Consider the following 16,418-nt stretch of genomic DNA (forward strand, 5'->3'; position numbering starts at 1 on the left):
TATTTTAGTGACCGACCATAGACTCGCCCGAGGCGGCCATGATCTTTTCCTTGGAGACATCGGAGCCGAATTCGGCCGAGATGCGTCCACGGTGCATAACGATGATACGATGAGCGATGCTGAGGCATTCGCCAACTTCAGATGTCGTATAGACGACTGCAAGCCCGTCCTTTGCCTTTTCGGCCAGCAGCTTGAAGACTTCCGCCTTGGCACCAATATCGATACCGCGGCTTGGCTCATCCAGAAGGATAACCTTTGGCTCTGTCGCCAGCATCTTGCCAATAACGACCTTCTGCTGATTGCCACCAGACAGCGAACCGATTGCGGCTTCGCCACCATCCGTCTTGATGTGAACATTCTTGATCGACTGATCTACGATGTTCTTTTCACGCTTTGTCGAGGTGAAAAGGCCTTTCGTCATTTCGCCAATGCTTGCGAGCGAAAGATTGCGGCCAACTGTCATCGTCTGCACTAGACCATCACGCTGACGGTCTTCCGGCACAAGAACAAGACCCTGATCAATGCGTTGGGCAATTGTGAGGCCTGCGACATCCCTGCCTTCAAGCAGAATGCTGCCCGAATTCGCCTTGAGGCGGCCTGCTACCGTTTCAAGAAGTTCGGTACGTCCCGCACCCATCAGGCCGTAAATACAAACGATCTCACCGGCACGAACATTCAATGACATATTGTCGACAAGTGCGAAGTCACCGGACTTGTCCTGAACCGTCAGACCTTCCACGGAAAGTGCGACATCGCCCCATTCGTAACCGGTCGGAGGCGAACCAAGATCGAAGTTTTCGCCCACCATGTTGCGAACGATCCATTCTAGATCAATATCGGCACGCGGTGCATATGCGGTCATGGTACCATCACGCAAAACCACGGCATGATCGGTGATCTGCAGTGCTTCCTCCAGATGGTGAGAGATATAGACAATCGCCACGCCACGCGCTGTCAGGTCGCGAATGACCTTGAACAGCACCTCAACTTCCGAAGCACTAAGCGCTGACGTCGGTTCATCCATGATCAGAATGCGCGAATTGACCGAAAGCGCACGCGCGATCTCGACAACCTGCTGCTGGCCAAGACGAAGCTCTTCAACAGGGGTTAGCGGATCGATGTCTTCTTCAAGTTCTGCAAGAAGTTCGCGGGTCAGGCGTTCTTCTTCTGCAAAATTGACACCCGTTGCACTGCGAATTTCGCGTCCCATGAAGATATTGTCGCGCACATTCATATTGGGCGCGAGACTCAGCTCCTGATGGATAATCGAAATGCCACGGTCGCGTGCTTCGGTTGAAGAATTGAACACGACCGGTTCGCCATCAAGGATGATCGTGCCCGAAGTTGGCTGAATGACACCCGACAGGACCTTCATCAGCGTCGACTTGCCAGCACCATTTTCGCCAAAAAGCGTTGTGACCTGACCGCGACGGATTTCAAAGTTCACGCCTTTGAGCGCATTGATACGTCCATAGGCCTTAGCGACATCATGTGCGGAAAGAACGACCTCGCCGTGCTTGCCTTCAACTTTGGCTTGAACGGTCATTTTACTTCAAACCCCACTGGCGTAACCAACCAATTTTTCGGGTTGACCAGCTTGAAAACGCCCGTGACTGAAACTGTCTTGCCGACGAGATTATCGACATCGATACTTTCGAGAACCTGCTTCTTCATCTCGTTGTTGAGAGCGGAACCGGCGTTCTGGAACTCAATCTGGTTCTTGAACTGACCAAATTCGATTGTACCGGTTGCATCACGCAGATCGGTGCCATTTACGGCAGGACCCGTCTGAACGCGAATTGCCATGCCTTCAGGGAAACCATCGACCTTGATGACATTATAGTTCGACTTACGTTCTTCGACAGTGCCAGTGAACTTGACCGGGATAACCGGGTTCACGCTGCCGACGCCATATTTCTTACCGGCTGCATCCTTATCGGCAGCAAGTGCGGTGCCAACTTCAACAGCATCCGCGGCACGTTCTTCAACGCTTGCCTTGACCTTTGGAAACTCAGATGCGCCATAGGCATCAGGTGAGAAAACCTGCTGACGCACATCAGCGTCCGAGCCGATCTTCACGACTTTCGTGTCAAATCCAATCGCACCGACAACCACGACCGCAGCGACCACACTCCAGAGGACTGCGCGGTTCAGCTTGGCGGGCTTCTGTGAAACTTGATTAGCTTGTGTACTCATAATCAAACGCCTTCAGCAAATTCTGCCGGATTGTCGTTGTAAAAAACGGATTATGCGGCTGAATTCATACCGCTTGTAGACTGCACTCGCGATAAAGCACCCGACCAGCAGCAGCCAAACGGAAGCCAGAGCAGGTGGATATGGGAGTAACAAATTTATGCATGACGATCCTCCACATAATTCCCTGGCCCCGCCCCTCCGCGCAGCATGGAAACAGATGCGCCGCGACCATATGCTATGGTAGCGACATGTTATCAACTTCAATAATGATGTTATAAACACCTATAACTGTCAATCGGATGTTTTTGTAGCGCCCCGAGTTTCGCACGGCTTCAGGCTAAAAACTGACCATTCTGCCGTTAATTTCACCGCTGCGAATGTTACGCAGAGACTTGGTTTTAAAAGCTATCACCGGCAATACATGGCTTTGCATAAAATACTATTTCCATTTTTTATCATTGAAAAACAATCATATATACGCAAAAACCACCTCTTTTCTTCCAGCAGAAGAAGCTAATCCATCCACAAAGAAGTTGAGGTTCGACCCGTAATTTTCACCATAATCACCTTTTGGTGAAAAAAAATGCTTACCCACGAAAAATTTACAGACAGGTCGTTATCGTTATGTTATCTCGATCATAAGCGAAGGCCCATTTTCATTAAAAACGTGGGTAGCGAGCGACAAATTTCGTCGCGGGAGGAATCCAAATGTCCGCCAAGGACCTCATCGGGAAAGCATAATCAAGTCATGCGTGGTCAAGGTGATATAATCATCGGCATCGACGCGGGCACATCCGTCGTCAAGGCTGTGGCATTCGACCTTAACGGTCGACAACTCGATTCGGCAGCTGTCCGAAACAAATATGAAACCGGCGAACATGGCGCAGTTACACAGTCGCTTTCCCAAACGTGGGAAGACTGCGCCAGCGCATTGCGTGGCCTTGCCGAGAAAATTCCAAACTTAAGCCAGCGCACCGCGGCTGTTTCTGTCACCGGCCAGGGTGATGGTACATGGCTGGTCGGGCGAGACAACAAGCCTGTTGGTGATGCCTGGATCTGGCTCGACGCCCGCGCGGCCAATACAGTCACTAGACTTGCAGCAGGGCCGATGAACCGCGCGCGCTTTGAAGCGACCGGCACAGGCCTCAATACCTGCCAGCAAGGTACCCAGATGGCGCATATGGACAGTTTTGTGCCGGAACTGCTCGACAATGCGGAAGTCGCCCTTCATTGCAAGGATTGGCTTTACCTCAACCTTACAGGTATCCGCGCCACAGACCCTTCAGAAGCCAGTTTCACCTTCGGTAATTTCCGCAATCGTCAATATGACGATGTGGTTATTGAAGCTCTCGGCCTTAAAAAGCGCCGCAGTTTACTGCCCGAAATCGTGGACGGCACTCAGAACCAGAATCCGCTAACCCCCGAAGCAGCCGCGGCGACAGGTCTTTTGGCCGGAACGCCAGTTAGCCTCGGTTATGTCGACATGGTGATGACCGCACTTGGAGCGGGCGTCTATTGTGGTGCAGCCGATGCGGGCTGTTCGACGATCGGATCGACCGGCGTGCATATGCGCGCAAAACAAGTTTCCGACATTCATCTGAATGCGGAAGGTACGGGTTACGTCATTGCTCTGCCGATTCCGGGCATCGTCACGCAGGTTCAGACCAACATGGGTGCAACGATCAACATCGACTGGATTCTGCAGATTGCTGCCGACCTCATGTCGACGGAAGAGAAAAAAGTCTCGCTGAGCGATCTGATCCCTCGCCTGGATGAGTGGTTTAACGCAAGCCGGCCCGGCGCGCTGCTTTACCATCCTTATATTTCGGAAGCCGGAGAACGCGGGCCTTTTGTCAACGCTTTTGCCCGCGCGGGGTTTATCGGTCTTTCAAGCCGCGATCGTTTCCCAGAATTGGTTCGTTCCGTGGTCGAAGGTCTCGGTATGGCGACACGGGATTGCTATGCGGCCATGGGTGATATGCCCGCCGAATTGCGCCTGACAGGCGGTGCTGCACGCTCTCGCGCACTGCGCAGCACCTTGTCTGCAGCGGTCAACGCACCTGTACGCGTTTCATCTCGTGAAGAAGCAGGAGCAGCAGGGGCAGCCATGATGGCTGCGGTTGCGATCGGCGCTTATAACTCCATGGATGACTGTATAGCTGAATGGGTGACCCCACTGCTTGGCGCCACCGAAGCGCCTGATGAAGTGCACGCAAAACGCTATGACGAACTCTTCACGGCCTACAAGGACGCTAGACTGGCGTTAGAGCCTATCTGGGACAAGCTTGCAGCTGATAGATAATTAGACAATCGGCTGAAATTACTTATTATTTTGCCGGAATGCCGGCATCCGAAGGAGCATGAAATGGCTGAACCGGAAATCTACGATCTGTTTGTGATTGGTGGCGGGATCAACGGCGCGGGCGTGGCTCGTGATGCAGCCGGGCGCGGCCTCAAGGTTGTGCTGGCGGAAAAAGACGACCTCGCCGAAGGCACTTCGTCCCGCTCAGGTAAGCTGGTGCATGGTGGCCTGCGTTATCTCGAATATTACGAATTCCGCCTTGTACGCGAAGCGTTGATCGAGCGCGAAGTTCTGCTTAACGCGGCACCGCATATTATCTGGCCGATGCGCTTTGTTCTGCCACACAGCCCGCAGGATCGTCCGGCTTGGCTCGTCCGCCTTGGGCTGTTTCTTTACGACCATCTTGGCGGCCGCAAGAAACTGCCCGGAACCCGCACACTTGATCTGAAGCGCGACCCGGAAGGCACTCCTATTCTCGATCAATATACCAAGGGCTTCGAGTATTCCGACTGCTGGGTTGATGACGCCCGCCTCGTCGTTCTAAATGCTGTAGGCGCCGCTGAAAAAGGCGCGACCATTCTGACCCGTACGCCAGTTACTTCCGCACGTCGCGAAAAAGGTGGATGGGTCGTTGAAACCAAAAACCGCGATACTGGCGAAGTGCGCAGCTTCCGCGCGCGCTGTATCGTCAATTGCGCAGGTCCGTGGGTTACAGACGTTATCACCAATGTCGCTGGCTCAAATTCTTCGCGCAATGTACGTCTAGTCAAGGGTAGCCACATCATCGTGCCAAAGTTCTGGTCGGGTGCAAATGCCTATCTGGTTCAGAACCACGACAAGCGCGTGATCTTCATCAATCCATATGAAGGCGACAAGGCGCTCATCGGCACCACCGATATCGCTTATGAAGGCCGTGCCGAAGACGTCAGCGCAGACGAAAAAGAAATCGATTACCTGCTCACCGCAGTAAACCGCTATTTCAAGGAAAAGCTGCGCCGCGAAGACGTGCTTCACAGCTTCTCCGGCGTGCGTCCGCTGTTTGATGACGGCAAGGGCAATCCATCAGCCGTCACTCGAGATTATGTATTCGATCTGGATGAGACCAACGACGCGCCACTGCTGAATGTGTTTGGCGGCAAGATCACCACATTCCGCGAGCTCGCAGAGCGCGGTATGCATCGCTTGAAACATATCTTCCCGAATATGGGGGGAGACTGGACTCATGGTGCACCGCTTCCAGGCGGCGAAATCCCGAATGCGGATTACGAAACCTTCGCAAATAGCCTCCGCGACAGCTATCTATGGATGCCGCGCAAGCTCGTCCATCACTACGGACGTCTCTATGGTGCCCGCACCAAGGACGTCGTTGCAGGTGCATCCGATCTTAACGGTCTTGGACAGCATTTCGGCGGTGACCTCTATGAGGCTGAAGTTCGCTATCTCATTTCGAAAGAATGGGCGAAGACGGCGAACGATATTCTATACCGCCGCACCAAGCACTATCTGCACCTGACCGAAGCCGAACGCACTGCTTTCATTGCATGGTTCGAGAACGCCAAACTTGCTGCATAAAGCGCGACATCCGAGGACACCATGGCCCTTACGCTTTCGCTGAACACCAATCCGCTTGTTAACCGCTTTGCAGAGCCGGATGATCTGATCGAAACCGTTGCGCGCGACCTGCGGCTACGCGATCTGCAGCTCACGCACGAGTTCATTAATCCGAGCTGGCAGGCTTCTACCATTCGTCGCCTAACGCGCGACATGGATAAGGCTTTAGAGCGCACCGGTGTTCGCGTAACGTCCGGCATGACTGGCCCCTATGGCCGCCTCAACCACTTTGGTCATCCGGATGCCGAAGTTCGTCGCTATTACATCGACTGGTTCAAGACATTTGCCGATATTATTGGCGATCTCGGCGGCAAGTCGGTCGGCACACAGTTTGCGATTTTCACCTACAAGGATTTTGACAATCCTGAACGCCGCGAAGAGCTGATCAAGATTGCGATCGACTGCTGGGCGCAAGTTGCCGAACATGCCCGAGGTGCCGGTCTCGAATATGTCTTCTGGGAACCAATGAGCATCGGTCGTGAATTTGGAGACACAATCGCTGAAAGCATCAAGCTTCAGGATCGGCTGACGGCCGCCAATATGGCAGTTCCAATGTGGATGATGGCCGACATCGATCACGGCGATGTCACATCCGCCAACCCGGGCGATTTTGACCCCTATGCATGGGCGCGCGCCGTGCCCAAGGTCTCACCGATCATTCACATCAAGCAGAGCCTTATGGATAAGGGCGGTCATCGTCCTTTCACGGCTGCTTTCAATGCCAAGGGCCGCATTCAGCCTGAACCGTTGCTGAAGGCTTTTGCCGAAGGCGGTGCAGTGGATAACGAAATCTGCCTCGAACTCTCGTTCAAGGAACGCGAGCCAAACGACCGTGAAGTTATCCCGCAGATTGCAGAAAGTGTGGCCTTCTGGGCACCCCACATTGACACAGGCGCGAGTGACTTGAGAATATAACTACAAGAAAAGAATAAAGAATCGGGAGCAGGCAGCGCGAAAATGGCAGATTCAGACGATTCCTTGGCCCTTCGTGCAGCCTGGCTCCATTTTATTGCTGGGATGACCCAGTCATCTGTTGCAAAACGCTTGGGTTTGCCTTCCGTGAAGGCCCACCGGCTGATCGCCAAGGCCGTTGCCGACGGAGCGGTTAAGGTAACAATCGACGGCGATATCACCGAATGCATCGACCTCGAAAACCGCCTCGCAGAGCAATATAATCTTGAATACTGCGAAGTCGCTCCTGATCTTGGGGAAGATGATTTGCCTCTTTTGTCGCTCGGAACCGCCGGTGCTGAATTTCTGCGTCGCGAGATCGAGCATGGCGATCATGAGGTTATTGGCCTCGGCCATGGCCGCACGCTTTCAGCAGCGGTCAATCACATGCCGCGCGTGGCGGCCAAGGATCTGCAATTTGTGTCGCTGCTTGGTGGTCTGACGCGAAATTTTGCGGCCAATCCACATGACGTCATGCATCGCATCGCCGAGAAGACCAGCAGACCTGCTTATGTGATGCCGGTGCCTTTCTTTGCAAATACAGCAGAAGATCGCGAAGTCCTACTGGCCCAGAAGGGTGTTACCAGCGTCTTTGAAATGGGCTGTCAGGCCGAACTTAAGATTGTCGGCATCGGTACTGTCGACGCCCATGCGCAGCTCGTCACATCCGGCGTGATCGATCTGTCGGAGATGGAAGAGATCGCAGAGCGTGGCGCTGTCGGCGAAATGCTTGGACATTTCTTCGACATCAACGGAACGCGGCTTGAAACAGGGTTGACGGCACGCACCATTGCCGCTTCGGTCGAAAATGCCGATATGAGCCGTATTATCGGGCTTGCTGGCGGGATCACCAAGGCAGGCGCTATCCGGTCGGTGCTGAGGAGCGGTCGCCTTTATGGCCTGATTACCGACGAGCGCACGGCCAAAGTACTTCTGCAATAGCCACAACGCCGATCAATAAAATATCACAAAATCACATTTTATATGGATTGTTTTGTGATTTTGTGATTTAAGTTTGTGTGATAAACAAACACGCTCTGAGATCGGAAATTCCGTGAAACGCGATGAAAGAAGACAGGCGATCATCAATCTGCTGATTGAAAATCATGCAGTCGATCTCGATGATCTTTCCGAGCGCTTTGCTGTCTCCAAAATGACCATCCATCGCGATCTGGATTCGCTTGAAGAATCGGGCGTGCTGCGCAAAGTACGCGGCGGAGCGACCATGGATGCTGGCTCTCAGTTTGAAAGCGATTTCCGTTTTCGCGTCCAGCAGGATAATGAAGCCAAGATCGAGATGGGCCGCGCGGCCCTTGACCTGATCGAACCCGGCATGACCGTGATGATTAATGACGGTTCCACCGCTGCGGTTCTCGGAAGCATGTTGATTGAGAAGCGCCCGCTGACGGTGATTACCAACAATGCGGTCATCATCGAAAATCTCAAGGGCGAAGGCGGCATCAACCTGATCGCGCTCGGCGGCGTATTTTCGGCAAAGTTCAATGCGTTCTTTGGCCTGCTGACCGAGGAAGCCCTGTCAAAACTCAGCGCAGATATTGCCTTCATTTCCGCGCCTGCGGTCAATGGGCGTCTCGTCTATCATATGGATGAAAACGTCGTCCGCACCAAGCGCGCCATGACAGCGTCGGCAACTCGCACATGCCTGCTGGTCAATCATCAGCGTTTCCGCCGCACGGCCCTGCATGTAATGGCTGATCTTGGCGATTTCGATGCGATCATCACGGATAAATCGCCGGGCGATGCTCTTGTGGCCGAACTTGAGCCGGCAGGCATCAAACTGACAATTGCAGAATAACACACGAGAAGAAAGACCATTCAAGCATGTCCAAATTCTGGGTAGGTACGAGCTGGAAAATGAACAAGACGCTTGCGGAAGCACGCGTTTTCGCAAACGCACTGAAGGACGCCGATGCTGGCCGTTCGGCAGGCATTCAGCGCTTCGTCATTCCACCGTTTACTTATGTTCGTGAAGTGAAGGAAATTCTGTCGGAAACCTCCGTCAAGGTTGGCGCGCAGAACATGCACTGGGCCGATCACGGTGCATGGACCGGCGAAATTTCGCCGCTGATGCTGAAAGATTGCAACCTCGACATCGTAGAACTCGGCCATTCCGAACGCCGCGCAAACTTTGGCGAAACCAACGAAACTGTTGGCCTCAAGGTTGAAGCAGCGGTTCGTCACGGCCTGATCCCGCTTATCTGCATTGGCGAAACGCTCGAAGACCGCGAGAGCGGACGCGCTGCGGAAGTGCTTGCTGAAGAAGTGCGTGGCGCACTTTCCAAGCTTTCGGACGAACAGAAAAAGGCCGAAATCCTGTTTGCCTATGAGCCTGTCTGGGCGATTGGTGAAAATGGCATTCCAGCCTCGGCAGATTACGCCGATGCCCGCCAGGCCGAAATTATTGCTGTTGCCGAAGGCATCCTTGGCCGTCGCGTGCCTTGCCTCTATGGCGGCTCGGTCAATCCCGGCAACTGCGAAGAACTCATTGCCTGCCCGCATATCGATGGCCTGTTCATTGGCCGTTCGGCATGGAACGTGGAAGGCTATCTCGATATTCTGGCGAAATGCGCCAAAACCATCAAAGCCAATTAAGGAGCAATATCATGAAAGTAGCAGTAGCAGGCGATAGCGCCGGTGAAGGTCTGGCCAAGGTTCTTGCAGATTATCTGAAGGATCGTTTTGAAGTGTCCGAAATCTCCCGCACGGACGCTGGCGCAGACGCATTCTACGCAAACCTCTCGGACCGCGTTGCATCCGCCGTTCTCGACGGCACCTATGACCGCGCAATTCTGGTTTGCGGCACCGGCATCGGGGTTTGCATTGCGGCCAACAAGGTTCCGGGCATCCGCGCAGCGTTGACCCACGACACCTATTCGGCAGAACGTGCAGCACTCTCCAACAACGCGCAGATCATCACCATGGGCGCACGCGTTATCGGTTCGGAAGTTGCGAAGACCATTGCTGATGCGTTCCTTGCACAGACCTTTGACGAAAATGGCCGTTCGGCTGGTAATGTCGACGCGATCAACGAAGTCGACGCCAAGTACAACAAGTGCTGATCGTCTAAGCAAAGTCCAAAAATGCAAAAAAAGCGGCGGGTTTCCCGCCGCTTTTTTACATTGAAGCTAGACTATTTAGCTGAACTTCGGATCCAGCGAACCGTCGCGATAACGCTTTGCCATATCCGACAGCGGGATCGGACGAATTGACTGAGCATGACCAGCAGTGCCGAACTGCTCGAAGCGATCCTTGCAAAGCTTGGTCATCGCAGTCATTGCAGGCTTGAGATATTTACGTGGATCGAACTCGCTCGGATCTTCCTGCAACACGCGGCGGATCTGGCCCGTCAGTGCCATGCGGTTATCGGTGTCAATGTTGATCTTGCGCACGCCATGCTTGATGCCGCGCTGAATTTCCTCAACAGGCACACCCCAGGTTGGCTTCATCTTGCCGCCATACCTGTTGATGATCTCCTGCAAATCTTCCGGCACCGAAGACGATCCATGCATAACAAGATGCGTGTTTGGCAGCTTACGATGAATCTCTTCGATCACGTTCATTGCAAGCACGGAACCATCAGGCTTACGGCTGAACTTGTAAGCGCCGTGCGAGGTGCCCATAGCGATTGCCAGTGCATCGACCTTGGTTTCACGCACGAATTTCACGGCTTCATCCGGGTCGGTCAGAAGCTGGTCATGCGAAAGCTGACCTTCCGCGCCGTGACCGTCTTCTGCTTCACCCATACCGGTTTCGAGCGAACCGAGAACACCAAGCTCACCTTCAACCGAAATGCCGCCAAGGTGGGACATTTCACTGACCTGACGCGTAACGGAGACGTTGTAGTCCCAATCGGCAGGCGTCTTGCCGTCAGCCTTGAGCGAGCCGTCCATCATGACAGAGGTAAAGCCTGCCTGAATTGCAGTCATGCAGGTGGCAGCTTCATTGCCATGATCGAGATGCACGCAAACCGGAATATGCGGATAGATTTCTGTGACCGCATCCATCATGTGACGGAGCATAATATCATTTGCATAGGAACGCGCACCGCGCGAAGCCTGCAGGATAACCGGCGCATTGGTCGCATCCGCCGCTTCCATAATGGCGAGCGCCTGTTCCATGTTGTTGATATTGAAAGCCGGAACGCCATAGCTGTGTTCAGCAGCGTGGTCGAGCAATTGACGCAGCGTAATACGTGCCATCTGAGTTTCCTCCTAAACTAAATCAGTTACGCGAACGCGCGTAATATTCGCCGAGCACATCGACTTCTTCCGCAACGCCAAACACCAGCGCACTGCGCTCGTGGTAGGTTTCTGGAACGATATCAAGGATCGGTGTGGAACCGTTGGTCGCTTTGCCACCAGCCTGCTGGCTGAGGAAAGCAATCGGATTGGCTTCATAAACGAGGCGCAGACGGCCTTTTTCATAGCCCCGACGCGCATCGTCTACGTAGAAGAAGATGCCGCCGCGCTGCATGATGCGATGCATGTCACCGACAGCTGCACCCAACCAGCGCATATTGAAATTGCGTCCGCGCGGCCCGTCCTTGCCGTTGTAGCAATCATCGACATAGGCCTTCATGCCAGCCGAAAGATGACGATATACGGATGCATTATAAGCGAGATCGGACGTGCGCTCAGGAAGCGTCACATTCTTGCGGGTGATCTGGAAGATGCCGCTGACCGGATCAAGCGTCGCAAAAAGAACGCCTTCGCCGACCGAGAAGGCGAGATCAATCGAGTTGCCGAACGAGACATAGCCTGCTGCCAGCTGGCGATTACCGGGCTGAAGGAATGGCTCTGCCGTATCCGCAGGGAAGATCGAGAAAATGGTGCCGAGCGGTGCGCCTAAGCCCACATTACCGGAACCATCGAGCGGGTCGATTGCAACCGCAACCAGACCATCCGCTTTACCCTTAATAGGAAGATCCGCTTCTTCGGACAGAACCGATGCAGCACCCGCCGCAATCAGCAATTCAACGAAGAGATTGTGCGAGCCGACATCAATGCTCTTCTGCTGATCAGAATCGCTGTTGACGCCAACCAGCTTGCCGGGATCACCCGGAAGCGAGCCGCGCGCGATCCGACCAGCGAGACGGCCTGATCCTGCGAGAATTGCCTTGATGACGCTGCTTGTTGCAAGACGCAAGCTATCCTGACCCGCCCAAGTGTCCAGATACTCTCCAGCAGCCTGCGCATCTACACGGTCATTATCGCCTTCGAGAACCAGTGGTGCGAAATTACCTACCATCGTCATTCGCCCTGCTCCTGGAAAAGAGGCAGTTGCAGCACGTTGGAAGCGGGGGAAACGGAATTCATTTACTGGCAATCTCCATGCGGATGTCTTCAAGACACGCCCGATAGTGGGCCGAGACACGGAGGACGTAACACCGTTCTGATATCATCACAATCATGTGGATAACATTATAACGATTTAAATGTGATAATATGTTTTAAAATGATGTTACTCGCGCACAAACTCCGTCATTTTCCCACATAAAACACACGCAAACAGCTTGAGCACGCGTCGATGACTCGCGCCCTTCACAATTATTGAAGAGAAATTTGATATTTCAGCGAGGTGCCCGTTAGCAGCGTGAAACTAAAATGCCCTGCTTAATCCTGCTTTTTCTTGTCCGGGTTAAATGTGACAAAGAAACGGTAAGCCGACCAGAGGCCAAGCGCGCCAAACAACATGGCCCAACCGACGGCCCCCATCGAAATCTCGAATGCAGCCCAAGCCAAACAGCTTCCTGAGATCAATACCCGAGTCCACAGAGGCCGAAATCGGGGGTCATCAAACTCAAACATTGGTCAGCCTTGTAACGGTTTCACGTCTCTGAAGCAGAGTTCCTTAGAATTTGCGCCATGTGTAACCAGTTTCCTGGCTTCTCGTAAGTGCTGCTTGTTCATTTCGACTGACATTTTGTGATTTTAATTGGGTTGCCGTTTTTTGCTTAAAAAACCAACCAGGCAGACACACCCGCAGACCGAATATACCCAATCAAGCAGCTTCAGCGCGCGGTGCCATTGCTCCTGTCATTAATGCCACGGCATCCGACATCGAGTATTCCTTAGGGTCAACCACCGTCAGACGACGGCCAAGACGATGAATATGAATACGATCAGCCACTTCAAAAACATGCGGCATGTTGTGCGAGATCAGCACAATCGGCATTCCTCGCGCTTTCACATCCTGAATAAGCTCCAGAACGCGGCGAGATTCCTTTACGCCAAGTGCCGCCGTCGGCTCATCCATGATGACAACCTTGGAACCAAAAGCTGCGGCACGCGCGACCGCAACACCCTGTCGTTGACCGCCTGACAGGGTTTCCACCGCCTGACCAATATTCTGGATGGTCATCAGGCCGAGTTCAGAAAGCTTTTCACGCGCGATCTTTTCCATCGCTCCACGATCAAGCATCCTGAGTATTGAACCAAGAGGTCCCTTGCGGCGGATTTCGCGTCCAAGAAACAAATTGTCCGCAATGGAAAGTGCAGGAGAAAGAGCTAGGTTCTGATAAACCGTCTCAATACCTGCATGGCGCGCTTCCATTGGCGAATGGAAACTAACTGGCTTGCCATCAAGCATTATCTCGCCTTCATCGGGACGGATGGCCCCTGACAACGCTTTGATAAGCGACGATTTGCCAGCGCCATTGTCGCCAATAACAGCAAGGATTTCTCCCGGATAGAGGTCAAAGTCGGCATGGTCGAGTGCCGTAACGCGTCCATAACGCTTGACGAGACCGCGTGCGGAAAGAACCGGGGTTGGAGAGGTTTTCATGCGGCAGCCTTTCTGATCCATTGGTCAATGGCGACGGCGGCAATAATAAGAACGCCAATCAGGAGATAGGTCCATTGCGGATCTGTGCCCCATAAGCGCAAACCCAGCGAGAAAACGCCAACAATCAGTGCGCCAAACATTGTGCCGAGGATGGACCCACGCCCGCCGAAAAGGGAAATCCCACCGATCACGACAGCCGTAATGGATTCAATGTTGGCAAACTGTCCAGCAGTCGGTGACACAGAACCCAAGCGCCCGATCATAGCCCAGCCAGCAAGTGCGCAAATAACACCTGCCAGAACATAAACCGACATGAGTATCGGCTTAACCGAAACGCCTGATAGTTTTGCAGCCTCCGGATCATCGCCGATGGCGTAGACATGGCGCCCCCAGGCCGTGTGGTTTAGCACGAACCAGAGTAACAAAACCAAAAGTACCATCGCGATAACGCCATAGGTGAAGACTGCCCCACCTACGCGAATGCTTTCTCCAAAAAACTGCAGGATAGGCGCCTCTGCTGTAATCTCCTGTGCACGAATGGTTTCGTTCGAGGAATAAAGAAAGTTCGTCGCCAGGATCACCTGCCACATTCCGAGCGTGACAATAAATGGTGGCAGTCGCACATAGGCGATCAAGAACCCGTTGATGAAACCGCAAAGCGCACCGGTAGCAAAGCCGAACAGAATGGAAAGCTCTGCAGGCAAGCCATAGCGGAATGTGAACTGCCCCATGACCACGGAAGATAAGACCATGATTGCGCCGACGGAGAGATCGATGCCGGCAGTAAGGATCACCAAAGTCTGCGCCGCAGCCACGATGCCTGTAATCGCGACTTGCTGTAGAATAAGTGTCAGCGCGAAAGCGGAGAAAAACTTTCCACCAAGCGTTATGCCGAAGACCAGCAACGACATGACCAGCACAATCAACGGTACGGCCGCGGGATTGTGATGCAGAAAATGCCGAAGGCGATAGAGCAAAGACTGATCGCCCGCATCAAAAGATGCGACATCGCTTGCGCTTTGGGAGAGCGATTTTTCATATTCCTGCATTGATGCTTTTACAGGGGTGGTCGTCGCCTGTGGCTCACTCATTTCTATCTCCTGCTTTAAGGCGCAAGAGCATCCGGCAAAAGCTGCCGGATGCGAGTTATCACTAGAGCGCATCTCGAAACTAGCGAAGCGGTCTTTGGAACAAGAAGCGCGAAAAAACAAACGGATAGAGCATTTCCAATGACTCAATCATAACCGGAAATGCTCTAAGCTATTAGCCCCAGCACTTGCCGAGCGCAGTTTTGGTGTCGATTGATTCCACACCCTCCACCGGCTTGTCAGTGACCAGCGCCACTCCCGTATCGACGAAGGTCTTGCCTTCTGTCGGCTTTGGCTTTTCGCCACTATCAGCGAATTTTTTGATAGCTTCGATGCCAAGAGCTGCCATCTGCAGCGGATATTGCTGCGACGTTGCACCAATAACGCCGGCTTCGACGTTTTTAACGCCTGGGCAACCGCCATCAATCGAAACAATAAGCACGTCTTTTTCACGGCCTACGGCCTTGAGCGCTTCGTAAGCACCAGCTGCAGCAGGTTCGTTGATCGTATGAACGACATTGATGGTCGGATCTTTCTGGAGAAGGTTTTCCATCGCGCGACGGCCACCTTCTTCATTACCATCAGTCAAATCACGACCCACAATGCGTGGATCATCTTCATCGCCGAGCTTGGTCTTGTCTTTCGGGTCGATGCCAAAGCCAACGGCAAAACCCTGATCGCGCAGAACGTCAACGCTTGGCTGCGACGCGGTGAGGTTAAGGAAAGCCACGCGCGCATCCTTCACCTTATCGCCCAGCGTTGCCGCGGCCCATTTGCCGACCAGTTCGCCAGCAAGGAAGTTGTCTGTCGCGAAAGTGGCATCTGCTGCATCCGCTGGTTCCAGCGGCGTATCAAGCGCAATGATCAACGCACCCGCGTCACGAGCTTTTTGCAGCGATGGTACGATGCCCTTTGTGTCAGAAGCGGTAATCAGAATGCCCTTTGCACCATCTGCAATACAGGTTTCGATTGCTGCGACCTGACTTTCGGAATCGCCGTCGATCTTGCCTGCATAAGTCTTGAGATTGACGCCTAGCTCCTTGGCTTTTGCAATCGCGCCTTCCTTCATCTTAACGAAGAAGGGGTTGGTGTCGGTCTTGGTAATCAGGCAAGCACCAACATCCGCCGCATTGGCTGGGCCTGCAACCGAAGCGGCCACACTAAGCGAAAAGGCAGCAACCGCTGCCGAGAGAACTGTCTTCTTCATGAACTCCTCCCAGAGTGAAACCGGTTCCTCTTCCCCCGGCGTGATGAAAGCAAAACACGGCTTCGCAAGAGAGTCAATTAATAAATCCACTTGATTTATTAATTTGCTGTGCCACTCTCTGGCTAGGAGATTGAGGCTGGTTTGTTTCCTTAAAGTACGATTCCGGCGCTTAAGTTGATGTTTTTATTTAACATGTTCGCCAAATGAGGGCTTCTTCTGCTTCATCGAATGGAGTAGGCCAATCGACGATGAAGCGGGT

Annotated in this window: 15 protein-coding genes; 7 read left to right on the forward strand and 8 right to left on the reverse strand. The window is 53.3% G+C overall.

The features are described 5' to 3' along the window. Positions 1-4 precede the first annotated feature (4 nt). A complete protein-coding gene (locus tag QSJ70_RS12710) occupies positions 5-1,546 on the reverse strand; it encodes a sugar ABC transporter ATP-binding protein (protein ID WP_285536788.1) in 1,542 nt (513 codons plus the stop codon). Beyond that, positions 1,543-2,196 carry a DUF2291 family protein gene (locus tag QSJ70_RS12715; protein WP_215778363.1) on the reverse strand — a complete coding sequence of 218 codons (654 nt, stop codon included), beginning with the start codon at positions 2,194-2,196 and terminating at the stop codon, positions 1,543-1,545. The genes QSJ70_RS12710 and QSJ70_RS12715 overlap by 4 nt, the downstream gene beginning before the upstream one ends. Before the next feature lie 748 nt (positions 2,197-2,944). Here QSJ70_RS12715 and QSJ70_RS12720 point away from each other — a divergent pair. From QSJ70_RS12720 to derI, 7 genes are all read left to right on the forward strand, one after another. Further along, positions 2,945-4,498, forward strand: a complete 1,554-nt coding sequence (locus tag QSJ70_RS12720) for an FGGY-family carbohydrate kinase (protein ID WP_215778362.1) — start codon at positions 2,945-2,947, stop codon at positions 4,496-4,498. 63 nt (positions 4,499-4,561) lie between these two features. Continuing rightward, complete coding sequence (locus tag QSJ70_RS12725; RefSeq protein ID WP_215778361.1) at positions 4,562-6,070, forward strand: glycerol-3-phosphate dehydrogenase; 1,509 nt, start codon at positions 4,562-4,564, stop codon at positions 6,068-6,070. Positions 6,071-6,091: 21 nt separating this feature from the next. After that, a complete protein-coding gene (locus tag QSJ70_RS12730; protein ID WP_215778360.1) occupies positions 6,092-7,024 on the forward strand; it encodes a TIM barrel protein in 933 nt (310 codons plus the stop codon). A 42-nt stretch (positions 7,025-7,066) separates the two neighbouring features. Then, positions 7,067-8,002, forward strand: a complete 936-nt coding sequence (locus tag QSJ70_RS12735; RefSeq protein WP_285536791.1) for a sugar-binding transcriptional regulator — start codon at positions 7,067-7,069, stop codon at positions 8,000-8,002. A 112-nt stretch (positions 8,003-8,114) separates the two neighbouring features. Next, positions 8,115-8,876, forward strand: coding sequence for a DeoR/GlpR family DNA-binding transcription regulator (locus tag QSJ70_RS12740; protein ID WP_007878294.1), 762 nt, complete (start codon positions 8,115-8,117; stop codon positions 8,874-8,876). 26 nt (positions 8,877-8,902) lie between these two features. Beyond that, a complete protein-coding gene (locus QSJ70_RS12745) occupies positions 8,903-9,673 on the forward strand; it encodes a triose-phosphate isomerase (protein WP_215778354.1) in 771 nt (256 codons plus the stop codon). 11 nt (positions 9,674-9,684) lie between these two features. Beyond that, positions 9,685-10,140, forward strand: coding sequence for a D-erythrulose-4-phosphate isomerase (gene derI / locus QSJ70_RS12750; RefSeq protein WP_094540588.1), 456 nt, complete (start codon positions 9,685-9,687; stop codon positions 10,138-10,140). A 75-nt stretch (positions 10,141-10,215) separates the two neighbouring features. Here derI and fba read toward each other — a convergent pair whose 3' ends face one another. The 6 genes from fba to QSJ70_RS12780 form a co-directional block, all read right to left on the reverse strand. Beyond that, positions 10,216-11,280, reverse strand: a complete 1,065-nt coding sequence (fba, locus tag QSJ70_RS12755; protein WP_285536802.1) for a class II fructose-bisphosphate aldolase — start codon at positions 11,278-11,280, stop codon at positions 10,216-10,218. Between the two features lie 22 nt (positions 11,281-11,302). Next, positions 11,303-12,334, reverse strand: coding sequence for a class 1 fructose-bisphosphatase (locus QSJ70_RS12760; RefSeq protein ID WP_285536804.1), 1,032 nt, complete (start codon positions 12,332-12,334; stop codon positions 11,303-11,305). A gap of 359 nt (positions 12,335-12,693) precedes the next feature. Beyond that, positions 12,694-12,822: a hypothetical protein gene (locus QSJ70_RS12765; RefSeq protein ID WP_256443865.1), complete on the reverse strand. Its 129-nt coding sequence runs from the start codon at positions 12,820-12,822 to the stop codon at positions 12,694-12,696. A gap of 259 nt (positions 12,823-13,081) precedes the next feature. After that, positions 13,082-13,864: an ATP-binding cassette domain-containing protein gene (locus QSJ70_RS12770; protein WP_215778345.1), complete on the reverse strand. Its 783-nt coding sequence runs from the start codon at positions 13,862-13,864 to the stop codon at positions 13,082-13,084. Next, positions 13,861-14,955 (reverse strand): ABC transporter permease, encoded by a 1,095-nt coding sequence (locus QSJ70_RS12775; protein ID WP_215778343.1) that lies wholly within the window; start codon positions 14,953-14,955, stop codon positions 13,861-13,863. The genes QSJ70_RS12770 and QSJ70_RS12775 overlap by 4 nt, the downstream gene beginning before the upstream one ends. 172 nt (positions 14,956-15,127) lie before the next feature. Next, a complete protein-coding gene (locus tag QSJ70_RS12780; protein WP_215778342.1) occupies positions 15,128-16,159 on the reverse strand; it encodes a sugar ABC transporter substrate-binding protein in 1,032 nt (343 codons plus the stop codon). Between the last annotated feature and the right edge of the window lie 259 nt (positions 16,160-16,418).

Source organism: Brucella sp. NBRC 12950, from assembly GCF_030268145.1.
In the GTDB taxonomy this organism is placed as follows: domain Bacteria; phylum Pseudomonadota; class Alphaproteobacteria; order Rhizobiales; family Rhizobiaceae; genus Brucella.

Excerpts from the sequence above, each read along its gene's own strand:
- derI (WP_094540588.1), top strand. The coding sequence starts at position 9,685 with ATGAAAGTAGCAGTAGCAGGCGATAGCGCCGGTGAAGGTCTGGCCAAG.
- fba (WP_285536802.1), bottom strand. The coding sequence starts at position 11,280 with ATGGCACGTATTACGCTGCGTCAATTGCTCGACCACGCTGCTGAACAC.
- QSJ70_RS12720 (WP_215778362.1), top strand. The coding sequence starts at position 2,945 with ATGCGTGGTCAAGGTGATATAATCATCGGCATCGACGCGGGCACATCC.
- QSJ70_RS12725 (WP_215778361.1), top strand. The coding sequence starts at position 4,562 with ATGGCTGAACCGGAAATCTACGATCTGTTTGTGATTGGTGGCGGGATC.
- QSJ70_RS12710 (WP_285536788.1), bottom strand. The coding sequence starts at position 1,546 with ATGACCGTTCAAGCCAAAGTTGAAGGCAAGCACGGCGAGGTCGTTCTT.
- QSJ70_RS12735 (WP_285536791.1), top strand. The coding sequence starts at position 7,067 with ATGGCAGATTCAGACGATTCCTTGGCCCTTCGTGCAGCCTGGCTCCAT.
- QSJ70_RS12775 (WP_215778343.1), bottom strand. The coding sequence starts at position 14,955 with ATGAGTGAGCCACAGGCGACGACCACCCCTGTAAAAGCATCAATGCAG.
- QSJ70_RS12770 (WP_215778345.1), bottom strand. The coding sequence starts at position 13,864 with ATGAAAACCTCTCCAACCCCGGTTCTTTCCGCACGCGGTCTCGTCAAG.
- QSJ70_RS12760 (WP_285536804.1), bottom strand. The coding sequence starts at position 12,334 with ATGACGATGGTAGGTAATTTCGCACCACTGGTTCTCGAAGGCGATAAT.
- QSJ70_RS12745 (WP_215778354.1), top strand. The coding sequence starts at position 8,903 with ATGTCCAAATTCTGGGTAGGTACGAGCTGGAAAATGAACAAGACGCTT.
- QSJ70_RS12715 (WP_215778363.1), bottom strand. The coding sequence starts at position 2,196 with ATGAGTACACAAGCTAATCAAGTTTCACAGAAGCCCGCCAAGCTGAAC.
- QSJ70_RS12780 (WP_215778342.1), bottom strand. The coding sequence starts at position 16,159 with ATGAAGAAGACAGTTCTCTCGGCAGCGGTTGCTGCCTTTTCGCTTAGT.
- QSJ70_RS12730 (WP_215778360.1), top strand. The coding sequence starts at position 6,092 with ATGGCCCTTACGCTTTCGCTGAACACCAATCCGCTTGTTAACCGCTTT.